This is a genomic window from Microbacterium sp. cf046, assembly GCF_900114345.1.
Classification (GTDB): Bacteria; Actinomycetota; Actinomycetes; order Actinomycetales; family Microbacteriaceae; genus Microbacterium.
The window spans coordinates 376,159-400,176 of the sequence record NZ_FOZJ01000003.1 but is presented as its reverse complement, the minus strand read 5'-3'; the positions used below and the strand labels follow the sequence as shown (position 1 = coordinate 400,176).

The 24,018-nt window shown below is 66.6% G+C and carries 23 protein-coding genes and 1 pseudogene; 8 read left to right on the top strand and 16 right to left on the bottom strand.

Annotation, left to right across the window (positions count from 1 at the left end; all coding sequences use genetic code 11):
- Window positions 1–8: 8 nt before the first annotated feature.
- Complete coding sequence (locus BM349_RS14285; protein WP_091707577.1) at window positions 9–464, bottom strand: DUF3237 domain-containing protein; 456 nt, start codon at window positions 462–464, stop codon at window positions 9–11.
- A complete protein-coding gene (locus BM349_RS14280; protein WP_254773919.1) occupies window positions 461–2,113 on the bottom strand; it encodes a CocE/NonD family hydrolase in 1,653 nt (550 codons plus the stop codon). The genes BM349_RS14285 and BM349_RS14280 overlap by 4 nt, the downstream gene beginning before the upstream one ends.
- A gap of 164 nt (window positions 2,114–2,277) precedes the next feature.
- Between BM349_RS14280 and BM349_RS14275 the strand changes: the two genes are divergently transcribed.
- The 3 genes from BM349_RS14275 (at window position 2,278) to BM349_RS14265 (ending at window position 4,353) form a co-directional block, all read left to right on the top strand.
- A complete protein-coding gene (locus BM349_RS14275) occupies window positions 2,278–2,868 on the top strand; it encodes a TetR/AcrR family transcriptional regulator (protein WP_091707576.1) in 591 nt (196 codons plus the stop codon).
- Between the two features lie 89 nt (window positions 2,869–2,957).
- Entirely contained in the window at window positions 2,958–3,941 is a 984-nt protein-coding gene (locus tag BM349_RS14270; protein ID WP_091707575.1) for an AraC family transcriptional regulator, read from the top strand.
- Window positions 3,919–4,353, top strand: a complete 435-nt coding sequence (locus tag BM349_RS14265; RefSeq protein ID WP_091707574.1) for an SRPBCC family protein — start codon at window positions 3,919–3,921, stop codon at window positions 4,351–4,353. Before BM349_RS14270 ends, BM349_RS14265 begins: the two co-directional genes overlap by 23 nt.
- 43 nt (window positions 4,354–4,396) lie before the next feature.
- Here BM349_RS14265 and BM349_RS14260 read toward each other — a convergent pair whose 3' ends face one another.
- Window positions 4,397–6,193 carry a DUF5605 domain-containing protein gene (locus BM349_RS14260; protein ID WP_091707573.1) on the bottom strand — a complete coding sequence of 599 codons (1,797 nt, stop codon included), beginning with the start codon at window positions 6,191–6,193 and terminating at the stop codon, window positions 4,397–4,399.
- A gap of 182 nt (window positions 6,194–6,375) precedes the next feature.
- On the opposite strand from BM349_RS14260, the gene BM349_RS14255 reads away from it, so the two are divergent.
- Window positions 6,376–7,851: an APC family permease gene (locus tag BM349_RS14255; protein WP_091707572.1), complete on the top strand. Its 1,476-nt coding sequence runs from the start codon at window positions 6,376–6,378 to the stop codon at window positions 7,849–7,851.
- Window positions 7,848–8,744, top strand: a complete 897-nt coding sequence (locus BM349_RS14250) for a universal stress protein (RefSeq protein ID WP_091707571.1) — start codon at window positions 7,848–7,850, stop codon at window positions 8,742–8,744. Before BM349_RS14255 ends, BM349_RS14250 begins: the two co-directional genes overlap by 4 nt.
- Before the next feature lie 30 nt (window positions 8,745–8,774).
- Here the strand turns inward: BM349_RS14250 and BM349_RS18970 are convergent.
- The 4 genes and pseudogenes from BM349_RS18970 to BM349_RS14230 form a co-directional block, all read right to left on the bottom strand.
- Window positions 8,775–8,967: pseudogene (locus BM349_RS18970) on the bottom strand (N(G),N(G)-dimethylarginine dimethylaminohydrolase); the annotation flags it as partial.
- A 2-nt stretch (window positions 8,968–8,969) separates the two neighbouring features.
- Entirely contained in the window at window positions 8,970–10,247 is a 1,278-nt protein-coding gene (locus BM349_RS14240) for a serine hydrolase (RefSeq protein WP_175525312.1), read from the bottom strand.
- Window positions 10,248–10,326: 79 nt separating this feature from the next.
- A complete protein-coding gene (locus BM349_RS14235) occupies window positions 10,327–11,955 on the bottom strand; it encodes an amidohydrolase (RefSeq protein ID WP_091707569.1) in 1,629 nt (542 codons plus the stop codon).
- Window positions 11,952–13,382, bottom strand: a complete 1,431-nt coding sequence (locus BM349_RS14230) for a purine-cytosine permease family protein (RefSeq protein WP_091707568.1) — start codon at window positions 13,380–13,382, stop codon at window positions 11,952–11,954. The genes BM349_RS14235 and BM349_RS14230 overlap by 4 nt, the downstream gene beginning before the upstream one ends.
- A 72-nt stretch (window positions 13,383–13,454) precedes the next feature.
- On the opposite strand from BM349_RS14230, the gene BM349_RS14225 reads away from it, so the two are divergent.
- Together BM349_RS14225 and BM349_RS14220 are read left to right on the top strand one after the other, a co-directional pair.
- Entirely contained in the window at window positions 13,455–14,102 is a 648-nt protein-coding gene (locus BM349_RS14225) for a TetR family transcriptional regulator (protein ID WP_368086679.1), read from the top strand.
- A 96-nt stretch (window positions 14,103–14,198) separates the two neighbouring features.
- On the top strand, window positions 14,199–14,561 hold the full coding sequence (locus BM349_RS14220; protein ID WP_091707566.1) for a cupin domain-containing protein: 363 nt from the start codon (window positions 14,199–14,201) through the stop codon (window positions 14,559–14,561).
- A gap of 232 nt (window positions 14,562–14,793) precedes the next feature.
- Here BM349_RS14220 and mmsB read toward each other — a convergent pair whose 3' ends face one another.
- The 5 genes from mmsB to BM349_RS14195 form a co-directional block, all read right to left on the bottom strand.
- Window positions 14,794–16,023 (bottom strand): multiple monosaccharide ABC transporter permease, encoded by a 1,230-nt coding sequence (mmsB, locus tag BM349_RS14215; protein ID WP_091707565.1) that lies wholly within the window; start codon window positions 16,021–16,023, stop codon window positions 14,794–14,796.
- A gap of 23 nt (window positions 16,024–16,046) precedes the next feature.
- Window positions 16,047–17,573, bottom strand: a complete 1,527-nt coding sequence (mmsA, locus tag BM349_RS14210) for a multiple monosaccharide ABC transporter ATP-binding protein (protein ID WP_091707564.1) — start codon at window positions 17,571–17,573, stop codon at window positions 16,047–16,049.
- A gap of 105 nt (window positions 17,574–17,678) precedes the next feature.
- Window positions 17,679–18,803, bottom strand: coding sequence for a multiple monosaccharide ABC transporter substrate-binding protein (gene chvE / locus BM349_RS14205; protein ID WP_091707563.1), 1,125 nt, complete (start codon window positions 18,801–18,803; stop codon window positions 17,679–17,681).
- A gap of 66 nt (window positions 18,804–18,869) precedes the next feature.
- Window positions 18,870–19,577: an L-ribulose-5-phosphate 4-epimerase gene (locus BM349_RS14200; RefSeq protein ID WP_091709345.1), complete on the bottom strand. Its 708-nt coding sequence runs from the start codon at window positions 19,575–19,577 to the stop codon at window positions 18,870–18,872.
- Window positions 19,578–19,734: 157 nt separating this feature from the next.
- Complete coding sequence (locus BM349_RS14195; RefSeq protein ID WP_091707562.1) at window positions 19,735–20,754, bottom strand: LacI family DNA-binding transcriptional regulator; 1,020 nt, start codon at window positions 20,752–20,754, stop codon at window positions 19,735–19,737.
- Window positions 20,755–20,946: 192 nt separating this feature from the next.
- On the opposite strand from BM349_RS14195, the gene BM349_RS14190 reads away from it, so the two are divergent.
- Window positions 20,947–21,495 (top strand): hypothetical protein, encoded by a 549-nt coding sequence (locus BM349_RS14190; protein WP_139230936.1) that lies wholly within the window; start codon window positions 20,947–20,949, stop codon window positions 21,493–21,495.
- On the opposite strand, the gene BM349_RS19050 is transcribed toward BM349_RS14190, so the two are convergent.
- From BM349_RS19050 to BM349_RS14175, 4 genes are all read right to left on the bottom strand, one after another.
- The gene (locus tag BM349_RS19050; protein WP_302848256.1) at window positions 21,492–21,620 is read right to left on the bottom strand and encodes a hypothetical protein; all 129 of its coding nucleotides are present in this window, start codon (window positions 21,618–21,620) and stop codon (window positions 21,492–21,494) included. The two genes, BM349_RS14190 and BM349_RS19050, sit on opposite strands and share 4 nt — an antisense overlap.
- Before the next feature lie 49 nt (window positions 21,621–21,669).
- Window positions 21,670–22,404, bottom strand: a complete 735-nt coding sequence (locus tag BM349_RS14185) for a hypothetical protein (protein ID WP_139230935.1) — start codon at window positions 22,402–22,404, stop codon at window positions 21,670–21,672.
- A gap of 79 nt (window positions 22,405–22,483) precedes the next feature.
- Window positions 22,484–22,999, bottom strand: coding sequence for a heme-degrading domain-containing protein (locus tag BM349_RS14180; protein WP_091707559.1), 516 nt, complete (start codon window positions 22,997–22,999; stop codon window positions 22,484–22,486).
- A complete protein-coding gene (locus tag BM349_RS14175) occupies window positions 22,999–23,913 on the bottom strand; it encodes a TolB family protein (RefSeq protein ID WP_091707558.1) in 915 nt (304 codons plus the stop codon). Before BM349_RS14175 ends, BM349_RS14180 begins: the two co-directional genes overlap by 1 nt.
- Window positions 23,914–24,018 lie beyond the last annotated feature (105 nt).

Below are 24,018 nucleotides of genomic sequence, written 5' to 3'. Positions count from 1 at the left end.
CCCGGTCATCACCGCACCGCGAAGACCCGGACGCAGACCTGGCCGTCCTCGTCGCGCGCGAGGCCGAGGAACTGGTGCTCGGCGAGCCAGCGGTGGGCGGGTGCATCCGTCTGGAAGACCGGAGCCGTCCTGAAGTAGTACTCCTCCTCCGGCACCGCCTCGCCGGCCTCCACACGGGCCATGACCTCCGCGCTCGCACGGTAGTAGCCCCGGTTCAGGATGTCGATGACCGCACCGTCGTCCGCCTGGAGCAGGTAGCGCGCCTCGAGCTGCGCCGTGCCGGATCGTTCGACGGCCCAGTCTCCGCCGCCCGGCAGCACGACTCCGTTCAGCAGCGGTCCGGCGACCGTGCCGCCGGTGATCGGCGTGAACGTGAGCTCCTCGTCGGCGCTCCGACCGATCCTGATGTGGGGAGCGATGTCGACGCGCACCTCGAATGCGAACTCCAGGACGGGCTCGATCATGCTTCCTCCTCCAGAACGCTCACCTTGACCGCGAGCCCGTCGGCGCCGCCGACCGTGATGCGATGCGTGTTGGACTGCGTCCCGACGGCTCCCCACGGCTCCTCGCCGGTACCGGGGAGTGGGATGAACTCGGGCGCGTCGCTCCCGGAGATGTGCACGCGCAGCGAGTGGCCCTCTGCGAGTCGGTAGCCCAGCTGGCCCATGTCGATCTCGACCTCGACGGGCGAGGAGGCATCCACGACGTGCACCTGCCCCCGCGCGATCCGCAGCGCGGTGCCGTCAGGTGCGAGATCGAGGAGTCGGACGAACACGTCCATGCACGCTCCATCCGAAGACACCGTCGCCGAGGCGCACACCGGACCGACGAGGTCGATCGTGCGAGCGACGGGCGACGAGGTGAAGACGAGCACGTCCGCGCGGTCGCCGATCGGCGCTTCATCGGGACGCTCCTGCAGGAACGCGAACGCGTTTCCGGCGCTCGACGGCACCGGGTCCGAGGGGTCGTGAGTCCAGGTGACCTCGGTGGCGGCATCCCGCGATTCGGCCGCCAGCGATCCTGCTGCGGTCGCGACGAGGATCCGAGGGCGCGCACCCGGAGGCGGCCACGCCTCGGCCGTCCGCATCCCCTCGGTGCCGGCGAGGTTCCATGCGACGCGCGGGATGTCACCTGGCCGGCCATTGCCCCGAACGAACACTTCGAAGAACTCGAGCGTGGGCTCCAGCATCCGCGGCAGCTCGTCGCGCAGCTGCTGCTCCGTGCGCTCGAGCCCACGGTGCTCGGGCGGGTCGGAGAGATAGTACGACTCGTGGTCCATCGACTCGATGCGCAGCCAGTGATTCGCCGCCCACGCCGGGCGCGCCTCCAGGTCGGCGACGTCCGCCCACGAGAGCGGTGCGCAGTTGTCCCACCAGCCGATGGTCTGCAGGGTGGGCACCGGCGGCGCGTCGAAGGGGTGCCCCGCGGGGAACCTGCGCAGGTGCACGGCGCGCGGGTACCACTGGTCGTAGGAGATCGAACGGCCGCCGGCCTCGGCGAAGAACGCCTCCACCTGGGCGCTGAAGGGCCTCGTCGTCCAGTCGAGGTCCCAGAAGTACGCGTCCTGCGCGTGGAAGTAGGTGACCGCGTAGAGGTAGGTCACTGCCCACTCGACCGGCGTGACCGCGGCATCGGCGGAGCGATGTACCGGCTCGCCGAGTCGGGTCCCCGTCACTCGCGGGGCGATCGCACGCAGGGCCGGATGCCGCGACGACACCGCGGCCCATTGCGTGTAGCCGTAATAGGAGTCACCCCACATGGCGACCCGGCCATTGGACCAGCGCTGGTTCACGATCCAGTCGATCGTGTCGTAGCCGTCGTACGCCTCGTTGACGAAGAGCAGCGTCTCACCCTCGGAGCGGAACTTGCCGCGCACGTCCTGCGCGACGACTCGGTAGCCCCGCGCCATGAAGTACTCGGCGATGAGCGGGATGAAGGTGTATTCGCCGGACTTGTCGTAGGGCAGCCGGATCAGGATCGTGTCACCGGGCGACGCATCGCCACCCGGCAGATACACATCGGTCGCCAGCCGCACACCGTCGCGCATCCGCACGAACTCTTCGACGGCGAGCGGGCTGATCGGCGCGGGGCCGATCTGCTGGATGTCGGGCACGAGGGCTGCTCTCGGGTCGGGTGCCGGGTGAACCCCGGCGAGGTTGCGTTCACGATAGGTCGGCGCGCTATTGTTAGTCAAGTCCGACTAGACAATCAATTCGTCCGCCTCGACCACGCGCTCCGGACGCACCGCCCGATATCCTGCGAGCGAAGGAGAACCAGATGGCCCGACCCTCGGTCGCGGAAGAGCGCCGTCAGCAGATCATCGACGCGGCGATCCGCACGATCGGAACGCACGGCATCACCGGGGCGACCCTCGACCGGATCGCCGAAGAAGCCGGCATGTCACGCGGTCACGTGCGCCATTTCGTGGGCAACCGCGATGAGCTGCTGGTCGAGACCGCACGACGGTTCTACTTCGACGGACCTGACGAGGACTCGATCCTGCCGTCCGGAACGAACTCCGTCGCCGGGGCGATCGACTTCCTCTTCGGGGATGAGTTCACCGAGCCGGGCAACGCGAATGCCGTCGTGTTCGGGCTCATCGAGGCCTCCCGGACGAACCCCGCGATCGCTCAGATCCTGGTGCGCGCGTACTCGGGTGTCGAGACGAAGCTGGGCGAACTCATCGCCGAGGAGCATCCCGCCGTCAGCGATCTGGAGCGGAAGCAAGCGGCGTACGCCATCGTGTCCATGGCGCTGCACAACGTCTTCATGAACGACATCGAGCAGTCAGACGACCGCACGGACGCGGCGAGGGATGCTGCGCTCGCGCTGTGGGGTGCGCTGGCGCGTTCCTCAGAAGGAGCCTGATCGCCGGTCGCCGGACAGCGAGCAAGGGCTCTGCCCGACGTCGCAAGAAAAGTCGAGAGCGACTTCGGGCCCGCCGATAGGTTCGAGGTGTGTTCAGCCCGGTCCGCGCCGAGACAAGCAGTGACTACGAGCAGCGCCTGCTGCCGGTCCTCCTCCATTGCGAGCAGCATCTCGATGAGCGGCTGACTCTCCGTGAGCTGGCGGCGATCGCCGGATTCGCACCGCACCACTTCCATCGGATCTTCCGCCATGTGACCGGGGAGGCTCCGAAGGAATACCTGCGCAGGCTGCGCCTCGAGCGCGCCGTGTATCGGCTGAAGGGCAGCCCGGACAACGTGCTGCGGATCGCCCTCGAGTCGGGCTACGCGACCCACGAGACATTCACCAGGGCATTCGTCCGCCAGTTCGACATGAGCCCATCGGAGTTCCGCAGCGTGCTGCGGGAGTACCGGGAGTGCGTGGACGATGCGATGGGGAGCGTCACCTTCGAGGGGTTCACCGAGCACACCCCGCTCACGCTGCGTTTCGATCTGCGCAAGGATCCGGTGACCGTGGAGAGGACCCCGGCTCGGCATCTCCTCTTCGTCCGGCACCACGGCTATGAGGACCTCGTCGCCCCAGGCAGACCGTTCCTCAGTCTCTGGGATGGGCTGTTCGCGTATGCGGATGCGAATCGGATCGCGTACTCACCCGATGTTCTCGTCGGAATCGCCCATGACGATCCCTACGTGACCGAGGAGCGCCGCATCCGTTTCGATGCATGCCTCCAGGTCGGCGAGCCGATGACTGCGCAGCATCCCGTCGACTACCGCTTCATGCCGGCCGGCCTCTGCGTCGCCCGTCGGCACTGCGGAGGGCTGGAAGAGATCGCGAAGACCTTCTCGTACATCGGAGTGGAGTGGCTGCCCTCCGGCGATTGCGGTCTGAGCGCCGCGCCGCCGTTCGAGGTCTACCACTGCACCCGGGCGGCTGACGGACGACTCGAACGGGTCTGCACGGACGCATACGTCCCACTCGAACCGGCACTGCGAACCCAGGAGGACCGAATCGATGAACGGCTTCGAGTTCAGTGAGCACATCGCGCGCCCACCGGAGGAGGTGTTCGCCGTGATCTCCGACCCGACCCGGGCAACGGCGTTCCTCGACAACATCACGGAGAGCAGGAAGCTCACCGAGGGACCGATCGGTGTCGGCACGACGTTCCGCGAGACCCGGGTCGTGAGCGGCAAGGAGGCCAGCGCGGACCTTCTTGTCACCGCGCACGAGCCGAACTCGCATGTGGGCATCAGCACCGAGGCCGAGGGCATCACCGTCCTGTATGACTACCGCCTGACACCGGAGTCGGAGGGCACGCGGATCACCTGGACGTGCAGTCTGGGGGCGCGTGGCCTTCGCCGGATGATGTTGCCCATGGTGGCGGCGATCATGAAGAAGGAGGATGGGGATCACCTGCAGCGGCTGAAGATCCACATCGAAAGCAGCTGAGTCGGCGGCGCGGCGGACGCGCGGCGGACGAAGCGCCAGAGGTCTACCGGGCGGGCTCCGTCGGCGGCGCGGACTTCTCCCACGTGATGCGCAGCGCCATGAACGGGCGGCTCGGGAGGTCGACTCGCACCGCACCGGTGTGGATGCCCGGGACCTCAGAGACGCTCATACCCCACGTGTCGATCACATCGATCCGCGCCGCCGCATCCTTCGGAATCCGGACGGTGCGATACGCGGGTCGGCTCGAGTCCAGGTACTGGAAGAGCACCTCCCCGGGCACTCCCCCGCACAACACGTCGACAGCATCCCGGATGGGCGAGATGCGACCTGGCGAGGTGTCGGCGACGAGCGCGCGGAGGAACGCGATGCGCGCCGGGCTCTTGCCGCGCAGGTCGCCGCCCTTGGCCCAGAAGATGATCTCCTCGTCGTTCAGGAGAGTCTCGCCGTGCGTGAAGTAGGCCCCGCGAAGCGTCACCTGCCAGGCTCGCCGGACCACCTCCTCGGCGGTCAGACTGCCCCACACCTGTTCCAGGTTGCCGTCGTACCCGAACTCGTCCAAGGAAACGGGCTTCGAGTACTCCGCCCTCAGCTGGTCGACGAGCTCGCCGACCTCGTACGCGTTCTTCTGCGCACTGACGTGGGTCACCCAGTCCTGGGAGTGGTCGAACTGCCGCTCGATGTTGTGGATCGAGCGCGGATGTCCGACGTGATCCTCTGCACGCACCAGCTCGCCGAGCCGGTTCCAGTCCGCTTCCCGCTTTCCGGCGAGCAGGTCGTACTCGTTCGCGAGCGACCACCAGATCGTCGGGGAGGCCGCCAACCGCCGCACGACGTACGTGACGTATCTGTCCTCGACTGCCGCTCCCATGTCGGCGAAGCCCCAGCGGTCGTACGGGTGGAAGAGGATCACCTCTGCGTCGATCCCCCGGTCCGCCAGCTGCCCGATCCGCCGCTCGAGGCGTGCGAAGAAGCCGGTGTCGAATCGGGTGAAATCGAACGCGCCGTCCTCGGTTCGAGCGAACACGAAGTCGTCCGGTTCGTTGTGGTTGTAGACGTAGTCCTTCGGGAACAGGCACATCCGCAGCTTGTTGAAGGGAGCCTGCGCCAGGGCGCGGAGCGTCCGCTCCTGCAGATCCTCGGGCTGGTGGATCCAGGCGTACGCCGTGGTTCCGACGGCATGGAATGCGGAGCCGTCAGCGGTCTCGAAGTGCGATCGCCCGACGACGCGCACGGGACCCCGCGCCGATGACGCAGAGACGGTGAACGATCCTCGGACCCCGTCGAGGGATCGGGCCGTCGACGTGACCACGAAGGACCAGAGCCCTGGCGCCGGCGGCAGGAATCGCACGACGTACCGGCCGCCGCCGTCGTAGAAGCCGCCGACCTCGAACTCCGCCTCTGTCGATGTGAAGCGCGCAGCGAACTCCACGTCGACGAACGGATTCCCGTGCTGGGGGCCGGCCAGCGCCAGCTCCACCGTTCTGTTCTGCGCCGGCGCCTCGGAGATCGAGAAGGCGGCGGAGCCGCGTGGGACCGAGTGGTCTTCGTAGTCCGGGTCAGCGTGGATGACCGGCTCCTCGCGGCGGGCCGGCACCGGATTGACGATCGTGCTCAGCTGTTCGAGCAGTTCGGCCACCGCAGCCTCATCGTTCTCGAGCTCGAATCGCAGCACGGAGCTCAACGGGAACGCGGAGATGTTGATGGGGAAGTCCTCGACGCTGCCGGCCAGATGGGGCAGTCGTCGCGCAATGATCGCCTGCGCTTCGGCGCTCGCGAGGACCTCCGCAAGAGGAGTGTCCTCGTCGATGAGCCGCGGCGCGGCGGCTGAGGGATCGGTCATTCCGAGCCTTTCACGCTGTTCGCCCGTCGAGATCTGCCGTCAAACGGTATCGTGAAAGCTACTTTTATTCAACAAAAGTACACTTCATGACAGTCGCCTTCGTCTTGCCCTGAAGCGGAGTGCGCACCAGACTTGGGCAACCCCGTTCGCGGTGGAGCGGGCACGACCCTCTGGAGTCCGACATGTCCGCTCTCGGGAAGCAGCTGCTTCGTCGCAAGCCCATCATCTTCCAGCTCAAGCACCACCCGGGCGAGGAACTCAAACGCAACCTGGGTACCTTCCAGCTGATGATGTTCGGCGTCGGCGCCACCATCGGCACCGGCATCTTCTTCGTGCTCAGCGAGTCCATCCCGCTCGCGGGCCCCGCCGTCATCATCTCGTTCCTCCTCGCAGCCCTCGCCGCCGGACTGGCCGCCCTCTGCTACGCGGAGCTCTCCTCGTCGATCCCGGTGAGCGGTTCCAGCTATTCGTTCACCTACCACGCACTCGGCGAGGGCGCCGCGATCCTCGTCGGCGGATGCGTCCTGCTCGAGTACGGCGTGGCCGTCTCTGCGGTCGCCGTCGGGTGGAGCGGCTACTTCAACGAACTGCTGCACCACCTGTTCGGATGGCAGCTGCCTCAGGCGCTGTCGGCGTCCTTCGTGCCGGGGGACGACGGCGCCGCGACCGGTGGCATCATCAACCTGCCCGCGGTCGTGCTGGTGATCCTCTGCATGCTCCTCCTGATCCGAGGCGCCTCGGAGTCCGCGACGATCAACGCGATCATGGTGTGCATCAAGCTCGGCGTGCTGGCGATGTTCATCGTGATCGGGTTCTCGGCGTTCAACGCCGACCACTTCTCCAACTTCTTCACGCAGGCAGCCGGCATCAGCGGGGCGGCCGGCGTCATCTTCTTCTCCTACATAGGCCTGGATGCGGTCGCCACAGCCAGTGAGGAGGTGCGGAATCCGCAGAAGGCGATCCCGCGCGCGATCATCGGCGCGCTGCTCATCGTCACCACCTTCTACGTGCTGGTGGCGATCGCCGGGCTCGCGGCCGAGCCTGTGGAGTGGTTCTCGACACCGGAGGCGGGTGAGGCCGGGCTCGCCAAGATCATGGAGCTCGTGACCGGCGTCCCGATCTGGGCGACGATCCTCGCCGCCGGCGCCGTCATCTCGGTCTTCTCCGTGACCCTCGTGACGCTGTACGGCCAGACCCGCATCCTGTTCTCCATCGCCCGTGACGGCATGGTCTCCAAGAAGTTCCTGCACGTCAGCCCGAAGACCGGCACGCCGGTCTTCAACACCGTGGTCGTCGCGACCCTCGTCGCGCTGGTCGCGGGCTTCGTGCCCTCCGACTACCTCTGGGACAGCGTCTCGTTCGGAACGCTGGTCGCGTTCAGTGTGGTTGCGATCTCACTGATGGTGCTGCGGCGCCGGCGCCCTGATCTGGAACGTCCGTTCAAGGTGCCGCTCTACCCGGTGGTGCCGATCCTCACGGTCCTCGTGTGCGTCTACGTGCTCGCGAGCCTGCGGCCGATCACGTGGATCATCTGCGTGAGCTGGCTCGCGCTGGTCTTCATCTTCTATCTGTTCTACGGACGCAAGAACGCCACGCTCAGCCATTACACCTCCGACGAAGAGATCTCGGAGCCGATCCATCCCGAGGCTGAAGTATGACCTACGTCGTCGGCTACGCCCCGCACAAGCACGATCGCAGCGCGATCGAGCTCGCGTGCCAACTGGCGCGCTCCCTCCCCGAACTGGTGGTCGCCGTCTCGGTCGTCCCGCGAGGATGGGGAACACCCGTCGCCGCGGGCACCGACCGAGAGTACGAGATCTGGGCAGCCGGCGAGGGCGCGGACAGCGCCGAGCTCGCCGCTGCCGACCTGGCGCAGCATCCGGCGATCGACGGCTCTGCCGTCTGGGTGGCCGGCAGGTCAGTGCCCCAGGCCCTCATCGAGCAGGCGACCGAACGGGATGCCGCGATCCTCGTGGTGGGATCGGGTGACGACGCCGAACCCGGGCGTGTGCGCCTGACGTCCAAGACCGACCGGCTGGTGCACTCGTCGACGGTGCCGGTGGCCATCGCACCACGCGGATACCGCACGTCGAGTGGAGTGAGCAGGATCACTGTCGCCTTCCGGGACGACGATGCGAGCTGGTCGCTGCTCACCCGTGTGGCGGAGATCAGCCTGCGCGCATCAGCACAGCTGCGCGTGGTCACCTTCCTGGTGAGACCGTCGCGGCGCCCGGTCACCAGCGACGTCAGTCATGCCGAGACCCAGGTCATCGATCTGTGGGCGGTGCAGGCCGCAGCCGCTCAGGCCGAAGCGCAGACCTATCTGAACTCGGTGGGCTTCAGCGGCGACAGCGTTCACCTGCACATCGCGGAGGGAGACGACTGGAGCGCGGCGGTCGCCTCCGTCGACTGGACCGACGGCGACGTGCTGGTGATCGGATCATCGTCGACGCATCGACTCGCACAGGTCTTCCTCGGTTCGAGCGCGTCGAAGATCGTCCGGCACGCGCCGGTGCCGGTCGTCATCGTCCCGGGCACGGCGACGGACTAGGCGGCGGCATCCCACCGCGCTCGGCTGGATTCAGTCGCGGACGCGCACGGACAGGCAGGTCACGCAGCCCTCGAGCATGTCGGGCGGACGTCAGCACGGTGCCGGAGTCGAGCACCACGACCACCGTGCCGTGCTCCTCCGGCACCGGCAGAGACTCGGCCTCCGCGCCGGTGTCGTCCACGAGCGGCTCGTAGCCCACGACGGTCCCGTCAGGCAGCGCGGTCCTCATGCAGCAGGCGCCACGTGAGCCTTGACGGCGGCCATCACCACGCTCATCAGGCTGACCGGCGCTGGTGTCGGCGCTCCGTTCACGAGGGCGGAATTGACCAGGACCGCGAACGGGAGCTCGCCGGGCAGGAGTCCGGCGACGGCCTGGACCACCTGGTTCGTCCCGCCTTCCCACCAGCCGCCCTTGAGGAAGTAGGGCCCGGCTCGGGTCATGCCGGCCTGGTCGATTCCCCAACCTCCGTCGAGCATCCGGTGCATGCGTTTGCGACCCACGACCGACCCGTCGGCGAATGCCTGGAGCACCCGCCCCAGCTCGTTCGCGCTCAGGTGCCAGGCGATGGTCGCCGAATACCCGCTGAGGTCGCCGGAATCCCGTCCGCCCGCGGGAGTCGGCCATCGGTAGGACAGAGCGTCCCCGGCGCCGCTGGCGGTGCGTGCGTCGACGACAGCGGCCGGTGCGAACACGTTGTCGCGAACGTAGTCGCCGTACGCCTGGATGGTGAGTGCGTCCCACAGTCTGTCCGTCTCTTCCTCGCCGCCGCCGGGGGCCGTCATCGAAGGCTTGATTGCTCCGGTGAGGACCGGAATGAGGATGCGGAAGAGCGAGAAGTTGACGTTCTGGTACTTTTCGTCGCCCAGCGGGACACCGAGGAGGGCGCCGCGATACACGTTGGCTTTGACCTCGTCGAAGTCGATCTCGTCGGAGGTGGCATGCCACAGTCCCGACTCGTGGGTCAGCAGCATCTCGAATGTCACGCGCTCGATGTTGGGTCCACGCGGCTGCCAGTACAGCGGCAGCCAGGGCCAGATCGCCGTCCGCATCGGAACGGCGGCGTCGGACAAGGCTTTCACCGCGGCCATGGCGGTGATCATCTTGCTGACGCTCGCCACATGCATGCGCACGTCCGGGTGCCAACGCACGTCGCCCTCCGCAGGGTCGCGCGCCCATCCGCTCTGCACGGTCAGGCCTGGCGCGCCCTTCACCAGCAGCCGGTAGACGAATCCGTGACAGCGCCCGCTGAGCGTGGACAAGAGCTCGGCGTTGAAACCATCGACGTCGAGACGGAACGCGGGGCTCAGGACGCCGACCCGGTCGACGTCGATGGATGGCGGCGGGCCGAGGAGTCGCTCCCCGACCGCCTGCTCGATCTGTGCGCGCTCGGGTCCTCGTCGACCGACCTTGGTCGCCAGCTCGTCGAAATTCAGGGATGCGGCGAGTTCGTCGCTGATTCCTTCGCGCAACCCTGCTTTGAGGCTCTGCCCCGGTCCAGGCATGATCGCCCCTCCCACTCCCATGAGACGGTCTTCTCATGGTGCAGCATTCCAGGCTCACGCGCCAGATGACCGGTTCGCATCAGGACTCAGCCGGAACACGTCGGGCGTAGCGCGAGCGCCCTGCAACGATCGTCTCGACGACCCGGGCTTCGAGCAGCGAGCTCGATCCGTCCGTGAACGGGTCTGTGTCGAGCACGACGAGGTCGGCACTGAAGCCGCGCGCAATCCGTCCGCGCCAGTCGGCGTCTCCTACCGAAGCGGCCGCGTCGCGCGTCGCGTGCCCGATCGCTCGCTCGAGGGGCAGTGCGAATTGCGGATGGGTGGCGGGCACCGAACGGTCGAGGGCGGAGGCCCGCGTCGATGCGATGTACATGTTCGCGAGTGCACTGTGCGGCGCCGTCGGCGCGTCTGTCGAGAATGCGAGCAGTGCGCCGGCGTCCTCGTACTCGGGCCATGGAAACGCTCGCTCGACACGCTCATCCCCGAGCATCTCCGCCCAGTTGGCGAAGATCGCCGGGTCGGAGTGCACCGGCTGCATGGACGCGGTCACTCCGAGGCGTGCCATCCGCACTGCCGTGCCCGGTGCGGCGTACTCGAGGTGCTCGATGCGATGGCGCCGTGGCCGGTCGCCGTTTCGGGCGATCGCGTGCTCGATCGCGTCGAGGGCGATCTCGCTCGCGTAGTCGCCGATGGCGTGCTGGGCGATCTGGAGTCCGGCGGCGTCCGCGGCGACGACGACCGGCTTCAACTGCGCGAGCGGCCAGATGGGTTCGGCGTTCGAGCCGTTCGCGTAGGGATGCCGCATCGCCGCCGTGCAGGCGTCGATCACCCCGTCGAGGATGAGTTTGATGCCGACCACGCGCAGCCACGGTGTCGAGGCGCCGTCAGCGAGTTCCGCCGCGCGAGCGACCTGTGCGAGGTTCGCGGCGTCGTCGCCGGTGTTGTTGATGATCCAGTGCGCGGCGACACGGATCGGCAGTTCGCCGCCGTATCGCTGCTGCGCACGCTCGAATGCGGCGAGACCGAACTCGTCGAAGGCCATGTCGACGACACCCGTGACGCCGCTGGCGAGGTAGGCGTCGATGGCGCGCTGCACGTCGTCGTCGCGGTCGGCGTCGGTCGTCGTCGCGTCGCGATGCGCCCACGCGTACTGGGTGGCTGCAGTCTCGTAGAGCAGCCCGGTCGGCCGGCCCTCGGCATCCCGAGCGATCTGGCCCCCCAGGGGGTCAGGCGTATCACGGGTGATGCCGAGCGCGGCGAGCGCGGCGCTGTTGACCCAGCAGGAGTGATAGTCGTTCGCGTCGAGGTAGACGGGGATGTCGGCGACCACTGCGTCGATCATGGCCGCCGTCGGCGCTCTGCCGGGGATCGAGTCGAAGAGCCATCCGCGGCCGCGCAGCACAGTCGCATCCGGGTTCTGGGCGCGGGCGTCGCGGAGCAGACTCTGGATCTCGTCGAGCGTGCGGGCGTCGGTGAGGTGCACCTGCCCGAGAGCCGCGCCCATCATGAGCAGATGCGTGTGGGCGTCGGTGAAGCCCGGCAGCACGAGGCGACCCTGGAGATCGACGGTCGTGTCGGCGTCGGGTGCGCGATCGTCGTCACCGACGAACACAAGGGTGTCGTCGTCGATCGCGAACGCCCCCGCCCACGCGTTCGCCGGATCGGGGTCGGCGGTGAAGACGCGGCCGTTGATGTATCTGCGGATCACGGCCGGCCCGCCTTCCCGAGCGGCGTCCGCTGCAAGCCGGCATAGAGCGCCCCGGCGACGAGCATGCCCACGGGCACCGACAGGTCTACGTAGCCGATCGACTGTGCGACCGGGCCGACCCACACACTCGTGGAGAGGCAGAGGGCGGTCGCGATTCCGCCTGCAAGGAGTGCCGTGACGCCGGGGATGCTCCACCCGCCTGAGTACCAGAATCGACCGCCCGCGCGATCGTCGAAGAGCTCCAGACCGTCGTAGGCATAGCGGCGCCGGATGACGTCGACGACGAAGATCGCCATGGCAGGACCGGAGACGATGACGAGGAACTGCAGCATGAGGTTGGCGGCCTCGAGCAGGCTCGATGACAGCACGAGGTAGATCGTCAAGGCCGTGCCCACCAGCCCCACGATGACGGTCGCCGGGATGCGTCGCAGGCGGAATCCGATCGCCTGCAACGCCATGCTCGAGGTGTAGGCGGTCATCGCGTTGAGCGCGATCGTGTTGATCACGACCCCCAGCACCAGGATCGGACCGAGCCAGACCGGCAGAAGATCGAGCAGCGCGACGTCGATGCCGCTGTCGAATGCGGCGCTGCTGAGCCCGGTGGCCAGGAGCACGCCGACGATCGTGAAGACGATGAACGGCACCGCGCCGCCGAGTGCCGTGGCCGCCGCGATGTGCGACGGCTTCGTGGATCGCGGCAGGTAACGGGCGATGTCGGGGCTGTTGATGAACGACAGCGGGGTCGAGGCGAGGATCGTGAAGCCGATCGTCATCGACGACCACAGCGCGGCGCCGCTCAGCGGCTCGGGCGCCGCATACTGCCAGTCGACGGTCGGCAGGATGAACGCGGTGACGAGCAGGAAGATCACGAACAGCGCGGCGGCCATGTAGGAGTAGGCGCGCAGGATCAGCCCATGACCGTAGATCGCGACCAGGATCGTGATCGCGGCGACCACGATCGTCACTCCGATCGGCACCCACACCCCGTCATCCATCCCCATTCGACGCAGCAGGTCGGCGCCCATGAACGAGGACGCCAGCCAGGTCAGCGACAGGAACACCGCACCGATGAACCAACCGACGAAGGCAACGAAGAGCCGGTTGCCGAGGATGCCGTACATCGCGCGCGTCACGACCGAGCCCGACGTTCCCGACGCCGGTCCGCTCCCCGCGATCAGACCTGGAAAGATCCACAGCAGCGAGGCTGCGACGATCACGACGACCGCCTGCCACACCTCGAGCCCGAGCAGGATGAGCGTCGCGCCGATCGTCAGATTGAGGATGCTGACGTTCGGCGCCGCCCAGATGAGGAACAGATCTCGCGCTCTCCCGTGCCGATCTGCGTCGCCGATCAGCTCGATGCCGCGGGTTTCGGGACGGGATGCGGTGTCGACGAAGTCGACATCCAGAGACTGCGTTTGGGTCACGATGTTCCTTTCCAGGAGCGTCTTTGCTATTGGTCACATGCCCAATGGACTATTGGCCACGTATTCAATAGCATGTGTGGCGTGACGTCAAGTGCAACTTCCGTGCGAATTCGCAAACGCCCCGAGGAGCGGCGCGAGGAGATCCTGTCCAACGCCGCGGCCATCGCCCTTGATGAGGGGCTGGAGCGCATCACCCTCCGCGCCGTCGCCGATCGCCTCGGAGTACGTCCCGGTCTCATCACGCACTATTTCCCCGCAGCCGAAGACCTCGTCGTCGAGGCGTTCGCTCGCGCGGCGGTGCTCGAGCGTGAGCAGTTCTTCCCCACGGAGGGCACCCCGATGCAGCGCCTGGCCAACTTCGTCGGGCACATCGAACGAGGCGAGTCGCTCGCGCTCGCCCGACTGTGGCTCAACGCGCGGCACTTGTCGCGCTTCAGCCCTGCCCTGGACACTGTCCTTCAGGAGCAGGACCTCCTCGACCGCGCACGCCTGATCGAGATCATCGAAGCAGGCATCGCTTCGGGCGACTTCGCCGATGTGGATGCCGAAGTCGCCTGCATCCGGATCTTCATCGCCGTCGACGGCGGCGGTTCGTACGTGAACAGTGCCGTCGAGCTCGATCACCCCGCGCACCGACACGTCGTGGCCGACGTCGCCGAGTGGGCCCTCGGGATCGAGGCGGGGAGACTGCGAGCACTCATCGACGGCGGGAACACCTGAGCGGTTTGGACCGGCCACCGCACCCATGCGCCTGCGCCGCTCAGACTGACGTATGAAGCGAGCGTGTTGGGCGCGGCGCGGAGTAATCTCGCGATCATGGTCGAGGAAGATCCGGTGACGACCAACCCGATCCATTACCGCACGGTTTTCGAGAATGAGTTCGTTCGTGTCTTGGAGTACCGCGACGAGCCCGGCGAACGCACAACCGCTCATGTGCACCCCAACAGCGTGATGGTGACTCTGTCCGACTTCCAGCGGCGACTGCGCACCGATGCAGGCGAACGTGACGTCGACATTCCCGCCCATCAAGCGATGTGGCTGCCGGCTCAGCGACACGCGGGCGAGAACATCGGCACGTCCACGACGCACACTATTTTCGTCGAACTCAAAGGAGCCGCGGCGGGCGTCGTCGACGGGCGGGTTCTGGGGCCCGCCGGCGAGCACCCCGGTGCTCAGTGAGACACCACGCCGTGCGCGGCTGAGGTGCGCCGCCGAGCAGACCGCCAAGCGCTTCGTCGATGCGACTACGCGGTCCCCGCGCTGAAGCCATCGCACAGGCACTTGGCCCAGCTGCGATCGACGAACATCTCAGTCCGGCAGACCCCGGCGTGTTCGCCGACCTCATGATCACAACTCGCGCAGCGCTCCGCGCTCAGAACTCCGATCCCGTCAGAGTCCGAAGTCGGCACGGTCACACACCCGATCGACGCTTGTTGTAGACGTCGAAGGCGACGGCGAACAGCAGCACGAGGCCCTTCACGGCCTGCTGCCACTCGATGCCGATGCCCATGATCGACATGCCGTTGTTCAGCACACCGATGATCAGACCGCCGATGATCGCGCCGCCGATGGTGCCGACGCCGCCCTGGACAGCAGCGCCGCCGATGAATGCCGCCGAGATGGCTTCGAGCTCGAAGCCGTCACCCGCCTTGGGCCCCGCGAGGTTCAGCCGAGCCGTGAAGATGAGTCCTGCAAGGCCCGCCAGGAAGCCCATGTTCACGAACAGCCAGAAGTCGACGCGCCTGGTCTTGATCCCGGAGAGGTCGGCGGCGTGACGGTTGCCGCCGATCGCGTAGATGTGGCGACCGAACACGGTGCGATTCATCACGAGGCCGTAGATCAGGATCAGCACGGCAAGGATGATCAGGGTGACGGGGATCCCCTTGTACGACGCCAGCGCCCACGCGAACAGGCCGATCACGGCGGCGACAGCGACGAGCTTGATGATGAACCACGTCAGCGGCTCGACCTCCTGGCCGTACTTCTGGCGTCCCATCCGGGTGCGAACCTGCTGCACCACAAGTGCCACGATGGCGACGGCTCCGATCGCGAGGGTGAACAGATCCGGATCCGTCTCACCGAACACGCCCGACACGAACCCGTTGCCAAGCGCTCGGTACTCCGTCGGGAACGAACCGATGTTCGCATTTCCGAGCACGACGAGGGCGAGGCCTCGGAAGATGAGCATGCCCGCGAGCGTCACGATGAAGGCGGGGATGCCGACGAACGCGACCCAGAAACCCTGCCACGCCCCGACGAGCGCCGCGATGGCGAGGGAGATGATGACGGCGAGCCACCACGGGTACTCCATCTTCACCGCGAGGACGCCCGAGATCGCACCGATGAAGGCCGCGACCGAGCCGACCGAGAGGTCGATGTGACCCGCGATGATCACCATGACCATGCCGATGGCCAGCACCAGGATGTAGCCGTTCTGCACCACGAGGTTCGAGATGTTCTGCGGGCGCAGCAGGATGCCGTTGGTGAGGATCGTGAATAGTGCGATGACCGCGATCAGGGCGATGAAGATGCCGTTCTTGCCCAGGTCCGCCAGGACGTGGCTGAGCCAGTCCGTGAACTTGTTCTCCGTCGGGTTGACGGACGCGCCGACGGCGGTGCTGGTGTTGGGATTGTCTGACATGTGCGTTTTCTCCTGGCGCCGCGTCAGCGCGGCTTCTCCATGGTCATCAGCTTGAGGACGGATTCGGGGGTTGCTTCTTCGACCGGCAGCTCACCGGTGATACGCCCTTCGGAGAGCGCATACACCCGGTCGGAGATGCCCAGAAGCTCGGGCAGCTCCGACGAGATCACGATGATCCCCTTGCCGGATGCCGCGAGCCTGTTGATGATCGTGTAGATCTCGTACTTGGCGCCGACGTCGATGCCACGGGTCGGCTCATCGAGGATCAGCACGTCGGGGTCGGAGTAGATCCACTTCGACAGCACGACCTTCTGCTGGTTGCCGCCCGAGAGCTTTCCGGTCTTCACCAGCACGTTCGGCGCCTTGATGTTGAGGTCGCGGCGGTACTCGTTGGCGACCTTGTACTCCTCGTTGTCGTCGACCAGTCCGCCCTTGGTGAGCTTCTCCAGCGAGGCCATCGAGATGTTGCGCTTGATGTCCTCGATGAGGTTGAGCCCGAAGGTCTTGCGGTCCTCGGTCGCGTAGGCGATGCCGTTCTCGATCGCCTCCGCGACGGTCCGGGTCTTGATCTCCTTGCCGCGCATGAAGACCTTCCCCGAGATGCGCGAGCCGTAGCTGTGGCCGAACAGGCTCATGGCGAACTCGGTGCGGCCGGCGCCCATGAGGCCCGCGATGCCGACGATCTCGCCGGCTCGGACATTGATCGACACGTTGTCGACCATGACCCGGGATGCGTCCTGAGGGTGATGGGCCGTCCAGTCCTCGACGCGCAGAAGCTCCTCGCCGATGTGGGGCTCGTGGTCGGGGTAGCGATGCTCGAGATCGCGTCCGACCATGTCCTTGATGATCCGGTCCTCGGTCACGTCGGACTTCGCGATCGTCTCGATGGTCTTGCCGTCGCGGATGACCGTCACCGTGTCGGCGACCTTCTTGATCTCGTTGAGCTTGTGACTGATGATGATCGACGTGATCCCTTCGGCCTTCAGGCTGAGGATCAGATCGAGCAGGTGGTCGGAGTCCTCGTCGTTGAGCGCAGCGGTCGGCTCGTCGAGGATCAGCAGCTTCACTTCCTTCGACAGCGCCTTGGCGATCTCGACGAGCTGCTGCTTGCCGACGCCGAGCTGGTTGATGACTGTCGTGGGGTTCTCTTTGAGCCCGACACGCTTGAGCAGCGATGCCGCCTCGAAGTTCGTCTTGTTCCAGTCGATCAGACCGCCACGCGTGCGCTCGTTGTTGAGGAAGATGTTCTCGGCGATCGAGAGATAAGGACTGAGGGCCAGTTCCTGATGGATGATGACGATGCCTTTGGCCTCGCTGTCGCGCAGGCTCTTGAAGGCGACCTCCTCGCCCTCGAAGACGATGTCGCCGTCATACGTGCCGTGCGGGTAGACGCCCGAGAGCACCTTCATCAGCGTCGACTTGCCGGCGCCGTTCTCGCCGCAGATGGCGTGGATCTGGCCGCGCTCGACCTCGAAGTTGACGTTCGCCAGCGCCTTCACGCCGGGAAAGGTCTTGGTGATGCCGCGCATCTCGAGAATGTTGTTCGTCACGTTCCGACTTCCTCGTGGGCTGACAGGGGGAGCGTACTGGAACGATGACGGCGGGGGTTGTCGCCCCCGCCGCCATCGTCGGATCAGCGGGTGTTGCCGTACGACCTAGAGGCCGAGCTCGTCTGCGGTCCAGTAGCCGGTGTCGACGAGGGCCGACTCGACGTTGTCCTTGATGACCGGCACGGGTGCCAGCAGGTAGGACGGAACGACCTTCACGTCGTTGTCGTACGTGTCGGTGTCGTTGACTTCCACCTCATCGCCGTTCAGGAGCGCGATCGCCATTCCGGCCGCGACCTTCGCGAGCTCACGCGTGTCCTTGAAGATCGTCGCGAACTGCTCGCCCGAGAGGATCGCCTTGACCGAGTCGACCTCGGCGTCCTGGCCCGAGATGATCGGCCACTCGTCGCCGACGGAGTAGCCCGCGTCGGTGAGTGCCGAGATGATGCCGCGCGAGATGCCGTCGTACGGGCTCAGCACCGCGTCGACCTGCGTGCCGTCGGAGTAGTTCGCCGTGAGGAGATCTTCCATGCGGCTCTGGGCGGTCTCGCCGTCCCAGCGCAGCGTGGCGGCCTGCTCGATGTCGGTCTGACCCGACTTGACGACCAGCGTGCCGTCGTCGATCAGCGGCTGGAGCACGTCCATGGCGCCGTTGAAGAAGAAGAACGCGTTGTTGTCGTCGAGCGAGCCGGCGAACAGCTCGATGTTGAACGGACCCTCAGGAGCGTCCGCGATCGGCGTGCCGTCGAGCTCCGTGAGGCCGAGGCCGTTCAGGAGGGTCCACGCCTGCTGCTGGCCGACGAGGAAGTTGTCGAACGTCGCGTAGTAGTCGACGTTCTCGGTGCCCTTGATCAGGCGGTCGTAGGCGATGACCGGGATGTCGGCATCCGCGGCGGTCTGCAGGACCTCCGACAGCGTGGTGCCGTCGATCGAGGCGATGATGAGCGCCTCGGCGCCCTTGGTGATCATGTTCTCGATCTGCGAGACCTGGGTGGGGATGTCGTCCTCCGCGTACTGCAGGTCGACGGTGTACCCGGCAGCCTCGAGCTCGGCCTTGACGGCGTCGCCGTCCTGGATCCAGCGCTCGGAGCTCTTGGTGGGCATCGCGACGCCGATGAGGCCGCCGTCTCCGCCACCGTCGCCCGAGCCGGAGTCGCCGGTCCCCCCCGAGCATGCTGAAAGCATCAGCGCGCCCGCCGCGATCGCGGCGAGAACGAACTTCTTGCCTTTCACTGTGTGTCCTTTCCTGGGACGTCGTTGTCTGGTGATGCAGCGATATTCAGTTGTAGGAACCAGCCGTCAGGTGTCTCGACGGCCACCCACGGTTTGTCCGTAGGAGTTCTGGTACCGGCTGTGCAGCCGGTCGATCGCATCTGCCGCGATCGGGATGAGTGGTCCGCCCTGCTTCGCGATGTGGACGGTGCGCGCGACGTCCTCGAGCATGACCGCCGATTTCACGGCATCCTTGGCCGTCGCACCGATCGTGAACGGACCGTGATTCTGCATCAGCACGGCAGGCGAGCGGTGCCCGGTCAGCGTCTCGACGATCCCACGACCGATCGAGTCGTCCCCGCTGGTCGCGAATGGACCGACGGGCACAGGACCGCCGAACTCGTCGGCCATCGCGGTGATGACGCAGGGGATCTCCTCGCCCCGCGCTGCCCATGCCACCGCGTAGGTCGAGTGGGTGTGCACGACGCCGCCGACCTCGGGCATGTTGCGATACACGTAAGCGTGCGCAACGGCGTCGCTCGACGGTGCGCGTTCGCTTCCCGGAGTGTCGGAGACGACATTGCCGTCGAGGTCGCACAGGATCATGTTCTCGGGAGCGAGCTCGTCGTAGGACACACCCGAAGGCTTGATGACGAAGAGGTCGGCGCCACCGACACGCCCTGACACGTTGCCGCCGGTCCAGGTCACCAGACCGAAGCGGACCAGGTCGGCGTGCAGAGCGGCGACATCGGCGCGGACGCGGGCGACCGCCACCTCGGTCTTGACCCCGGTCACATACCGCTCGCGGACCTCGCCATCCCTGCCCTGCACCACTGCAGCTGCCCTTCGTCGGAAACCGCGTGACGGCGTGTGACCGTTCACATCGCATCACTATAGCCAGGCGGTGGACGTGAGTGTCAACCTCGAATGGTCTCGGCTTGGTAACGGACGGTCAGGCCCAGCGAACGACCCCCGTCGATCCACGTACGACGAGTTGGGGCTCGATGGTCGCCGCGGCTCGGATGCCGCCGGCGTCATCGTGACCGAGGAGGAGCTCGACGCAGCGCCGACCCAGCTCCGAGAAGTCCTGACGAACGGTCGTGAGCGGCGGCCAGAAGTGCGCAGCTTCGGGAATGTCGTCGAAGCCGACGATGCTGATGTCGCGGGGGACGTCCAGCCCCTCGTCGCGGATCGCGTGCATCAGGCCGAGCGCCATCTGATCGTTCGACGCGAAGATCGCCGTGAAGTCCGGAACTCCGAGCAGCTCGCGTCCTGCGTAGTATCCGAACTCGGCGGTCCAGTCGCCCAGGATGGGAGCGGTCGTCGGGATGTCGCTCGCCCCCATCTCGTCGAGAAAGCCTCTCATGCGGGCCTCGGCCTCGATCCAGTCCTGGGGACCGGCCAGGTGGTAGATCTGTCGGTGTCCGAGGCTGATCAGGTGTTTTGTCGCCAGTCGAGCGCCTGCGATCTGATCGACCGACAGCGTGTGGCCGGGGTCGAGGTCGGTCGACTGCAGTGTGACGTAGGGGATGTCCAACGCCAGCGATGCGAGCACCCGGAATACCCGCACCTGCGGTGCGATGACGACCAGCCCCTCGATCGACTGTGCCATCAGATGCGCAAGGCCGGCGGGAATCGACTCCGGATCCGAAGGGTCGATGTTGGCCGTGCTCACCCAGTATCCCCGCGAGCGGGCCGCCTCCTCGATCGCGGCGATGCTCGACGCCGGCCCGTACATCGAACTGCCCGCGGCCAGGATTCCTATCGTCTGCGATCGGCTCGTGACCAATGCGCGAGCGGCGAGATTCGGGCGGTACTGCAACTGCTCCATGACTTCGACGATGCGCCGGCGAGTTTCGGGCCGCACGCTCGGGTGGTTGTTGAGCACTCGCGAAACGGTCTGATACGAGACATCTGCGAGTCGCGCCACATCGCGGATGCTCGGCCTGCGGTTCGTCGGCTCGTCGTCCATCCCCGTTGTTTCCCTACGTGGGATGTGTACGGTCACATCCGCTCGGGTCAATTATGCACGTCCCTCCGCCCTGTTTCACGGCGCCCGGATGTGACAGTCACACGCGATCGAACATCGATCGACCGCGCGCACGGTTGTCACACGTTGTCACATGCCTAGACTCGCATGGTGGACTACGCGAGGTTCCTACCCTTGAGCAACAGACCGCGCGACGACGAATCGGCGGTGACGAGCGATCGTCGCCTCGCGACCGCCGCGGTGATCGATGAAGCGGCGCGATTGACCGCCGCCGCCGGTTCGGAGCGAGCAGACCGCCTCGCGGCGGACTTCGTCCGCGATGCCCGCCTGGGGACAGAGATCGGCTCTGAGTTCGTCGTCGCCGATCTGATGGACTTGGCTTCTGCGGTGCGCACCGGGAAGCGCCGCCGAACCAGCGCGCTCGTCCATGCGACCCGCGCCGTCATCGTGCTGGCGGATCGACTGGGTGAAGCGCCACGACTTGCCGACCTCACGCTGGGCGCCGTCGCGCTGTACATGGCCACCTCTGCCCCGCTCGAACGCAGGGCCGTGGTCGCCGGACACGCGATACGCGCGACGGACGCCGATTGGGAATTCGGACGAGGACCGGTTCTCGAGGGTCCACAGCTGGAGATCGTGCGCTTTCTGCTCGGCCTGTCCGACCTCGCACCCGGGCCGGCACGGGGCGAAGCTCGCCCGACCGCAGACGGAAAAGCGGGCTAGGCGCCGCCGGAAAAGACGCCGATCAGCCCGGACACGACCATGTAGAGCCCCACCGCTGACACGACCACCCAGATCCCGACTCGTGTCGGAGATACACGTTCGCGGCGGGTCTCAGGATCAGTCATACGTCGAGGGTAACCCGCGCTGCGTGTCAGCAGTGCCCCTATCGATGTCTCAACGTCGGTACGCCGTGACACTCTCGGAGAGCCGGAGCGCATCACCGTCGGGCGGCGGCGATTCGAGATCGCCGATGGCGACATCCAGATTCCTCGTCACCGGGGCGAGCAGTCCGCCGCCACTGCCGCTGCCGCACGTGGTGCTCAAGAATGCCTGGTTCGTTCCGGCCAGGTAGCTGACGACGCACACACCTTGCCCGCCGTCCTGTCGCGCCAGGAACACGTCGAAGCCATCGACGCGCGCGACGAAGCGACTGGATGCGGGGATGACCCCAGCGGTCGCAGCCACAGGCAGTCGGTCTTCGCCGGTCTGCGCTCGGTCGAACTCCGGCAGCGGTCCGCTGATGTGGGGCACCGTGGCGGTCGCTCCCCATGCATAACCAATGATGACGAGCAGGACGCCACCCGCGACGACGATCGAGCGCGCGCGCCACGCGCGCCGCGGTGGTTCTGGGGCTTGCCGCTCACGTACCGACGGACGGTGTGGATCGGCCGCTTGCCGGGCACTGTCGGCCGAGTGCGCCGTGCTCACCGCATCGGGAACGTCTTCCTCTGAGGAGAGCGACGACACGATCCGTTCCCGCTCGAGCTGACGCAGCCGCTCCAGATCGACGTGGCTCGCGGGGAGTGAGGACGCCGGCCCGTAGACGCGTTCGCGCAAGGACCTCAGCTCCCGGTCATCCGCATCCAGGTCGCGCACTCCACCAGTATGCACAGCCGGTCGCCAGGTCATGCACGAGCTTCTCGCTCGCTGATCCGAGAGTGACGGGTTAAGGCGTTCCGGTAGTGGAGCTGATGGCGACACGTACCTTCTATCTCTTTTCTCGCACTGCAGTTACGAACGACTCAGACTCTTTCTCAAGGAAGCGACGGATGCCGGCGACGACCAGATCATGATCTTGCTTGGACGAGAGACCCGACGCGGTGGCGGCGGCCACCACGCCGACTCCTCGCACGCGAATCGGGAAGGAGCCTCCGGTGACCGCGTACTCTTGCCCGAGCCACCCGATTGCGGAGGGATCGATGCCGGCAGCACTCAGCCGTGCATCGACGAGCGCGCTGCTGGCCTCCATCCGCAGCACCAGTGCCGCTTTACGGGTGATCCATGTCTCCTGGTCGGGCGTGATGCCTGGAAGGGCGGACCGGAAGAGGATGAGGCCGGGTCGGCGGATGTCAATGCCGACGGCGTGACCGGCATCCCGCGCCAGTTCGGTGATCGTCGACCCGAGTCGCCATGCGTCGCCGTGGTCAAACCTGTCGAATATCAGCTCCTGCTCTTCGCGTTCGAGGTCCGCGATGAGCGGCGCGGATTGGGGGTTGGCGGTCATCAGGTGGCCTCCGTTGTGCGGCTTGGCATCGGGTAGTCGACGTAGGCGAAATGCTCTCCGTTCGGCGACCAGCTGTTCACGTTGATCGTGCCCTGGCCGCCGAACAGTTCGGCGACAGTGGATGCCGACGACCATGCGCCGATGTCGGCGTCGAGGTCGACAAGCCGAAGCTCGACGTTCAGGTCGGCGGGGTGGCCGATCGTTCCGGTGGGGAAACTGAGGTAGACCGCGCGTGTGCCGGTGGGGTCGAAGTGCGGGAACCAGTTGACCCGGTCGTCGAACGTGAGCTGCTCGAGACCGGTTCCATCGGGACGCATGCGGGCGATCTGCGCGTGGCCGGGCAGGGACGAGAATCGTTCGGTGTTGAAGTACAGCCACCGGCCGTCGGGAGAGTACTCCGGACCGTCATCGGTTCCCCGGCCGTGGGTGATCGCGGCGTCGTGGTCCCCGTCGATGCCGACGGTGTGCACGGTGCCACTGTCCCACCCGTCATCCGGGTTCAGGGCGACGTAGGCGAGCTGTGCGCCGTCGGGGCTGACGCCGTGGAGGAAGTGCCAGTGACCGGCGCCGTCGCGAGTCACCCGGCGGGTAGTTCCGCCGGCGAGGGGCGCCGTGTAGAGGTGCCCGTCGTTGGCCGACACGTAGATCGTGGTTCCGTCGGGCGCGAGAACGTGGTCGTTGTTCAGTTCGGGGAGTCCGTCGTGCACGATCTGGGTCGGCGGCCGCGAGCCGTCGGCCGGCATCCGCCACAGCACTCCGTCGCCGTTGAGGATGAGCTCGTTGCCGGCGTTCCAGTTGGGGGCCTCGAAGAGAACGCTCGCGTCCTCGTGAACGGTTCTCGTTTCTCCCGTCGAGGCTGCCACCACGCGCACCCGGCAGGTCTGTCCGGCGGCAAGGGTCCGCGCGAAGCCCATCAGAGCGCCCCGAGCTGGCGACGGCGTCTGCGCGTACTCGCCCCCGGACCATCCACGGCTCTGTTGAGGTCTGGATTCCGCGGCCGATGCGCCGTATTGTGTTGG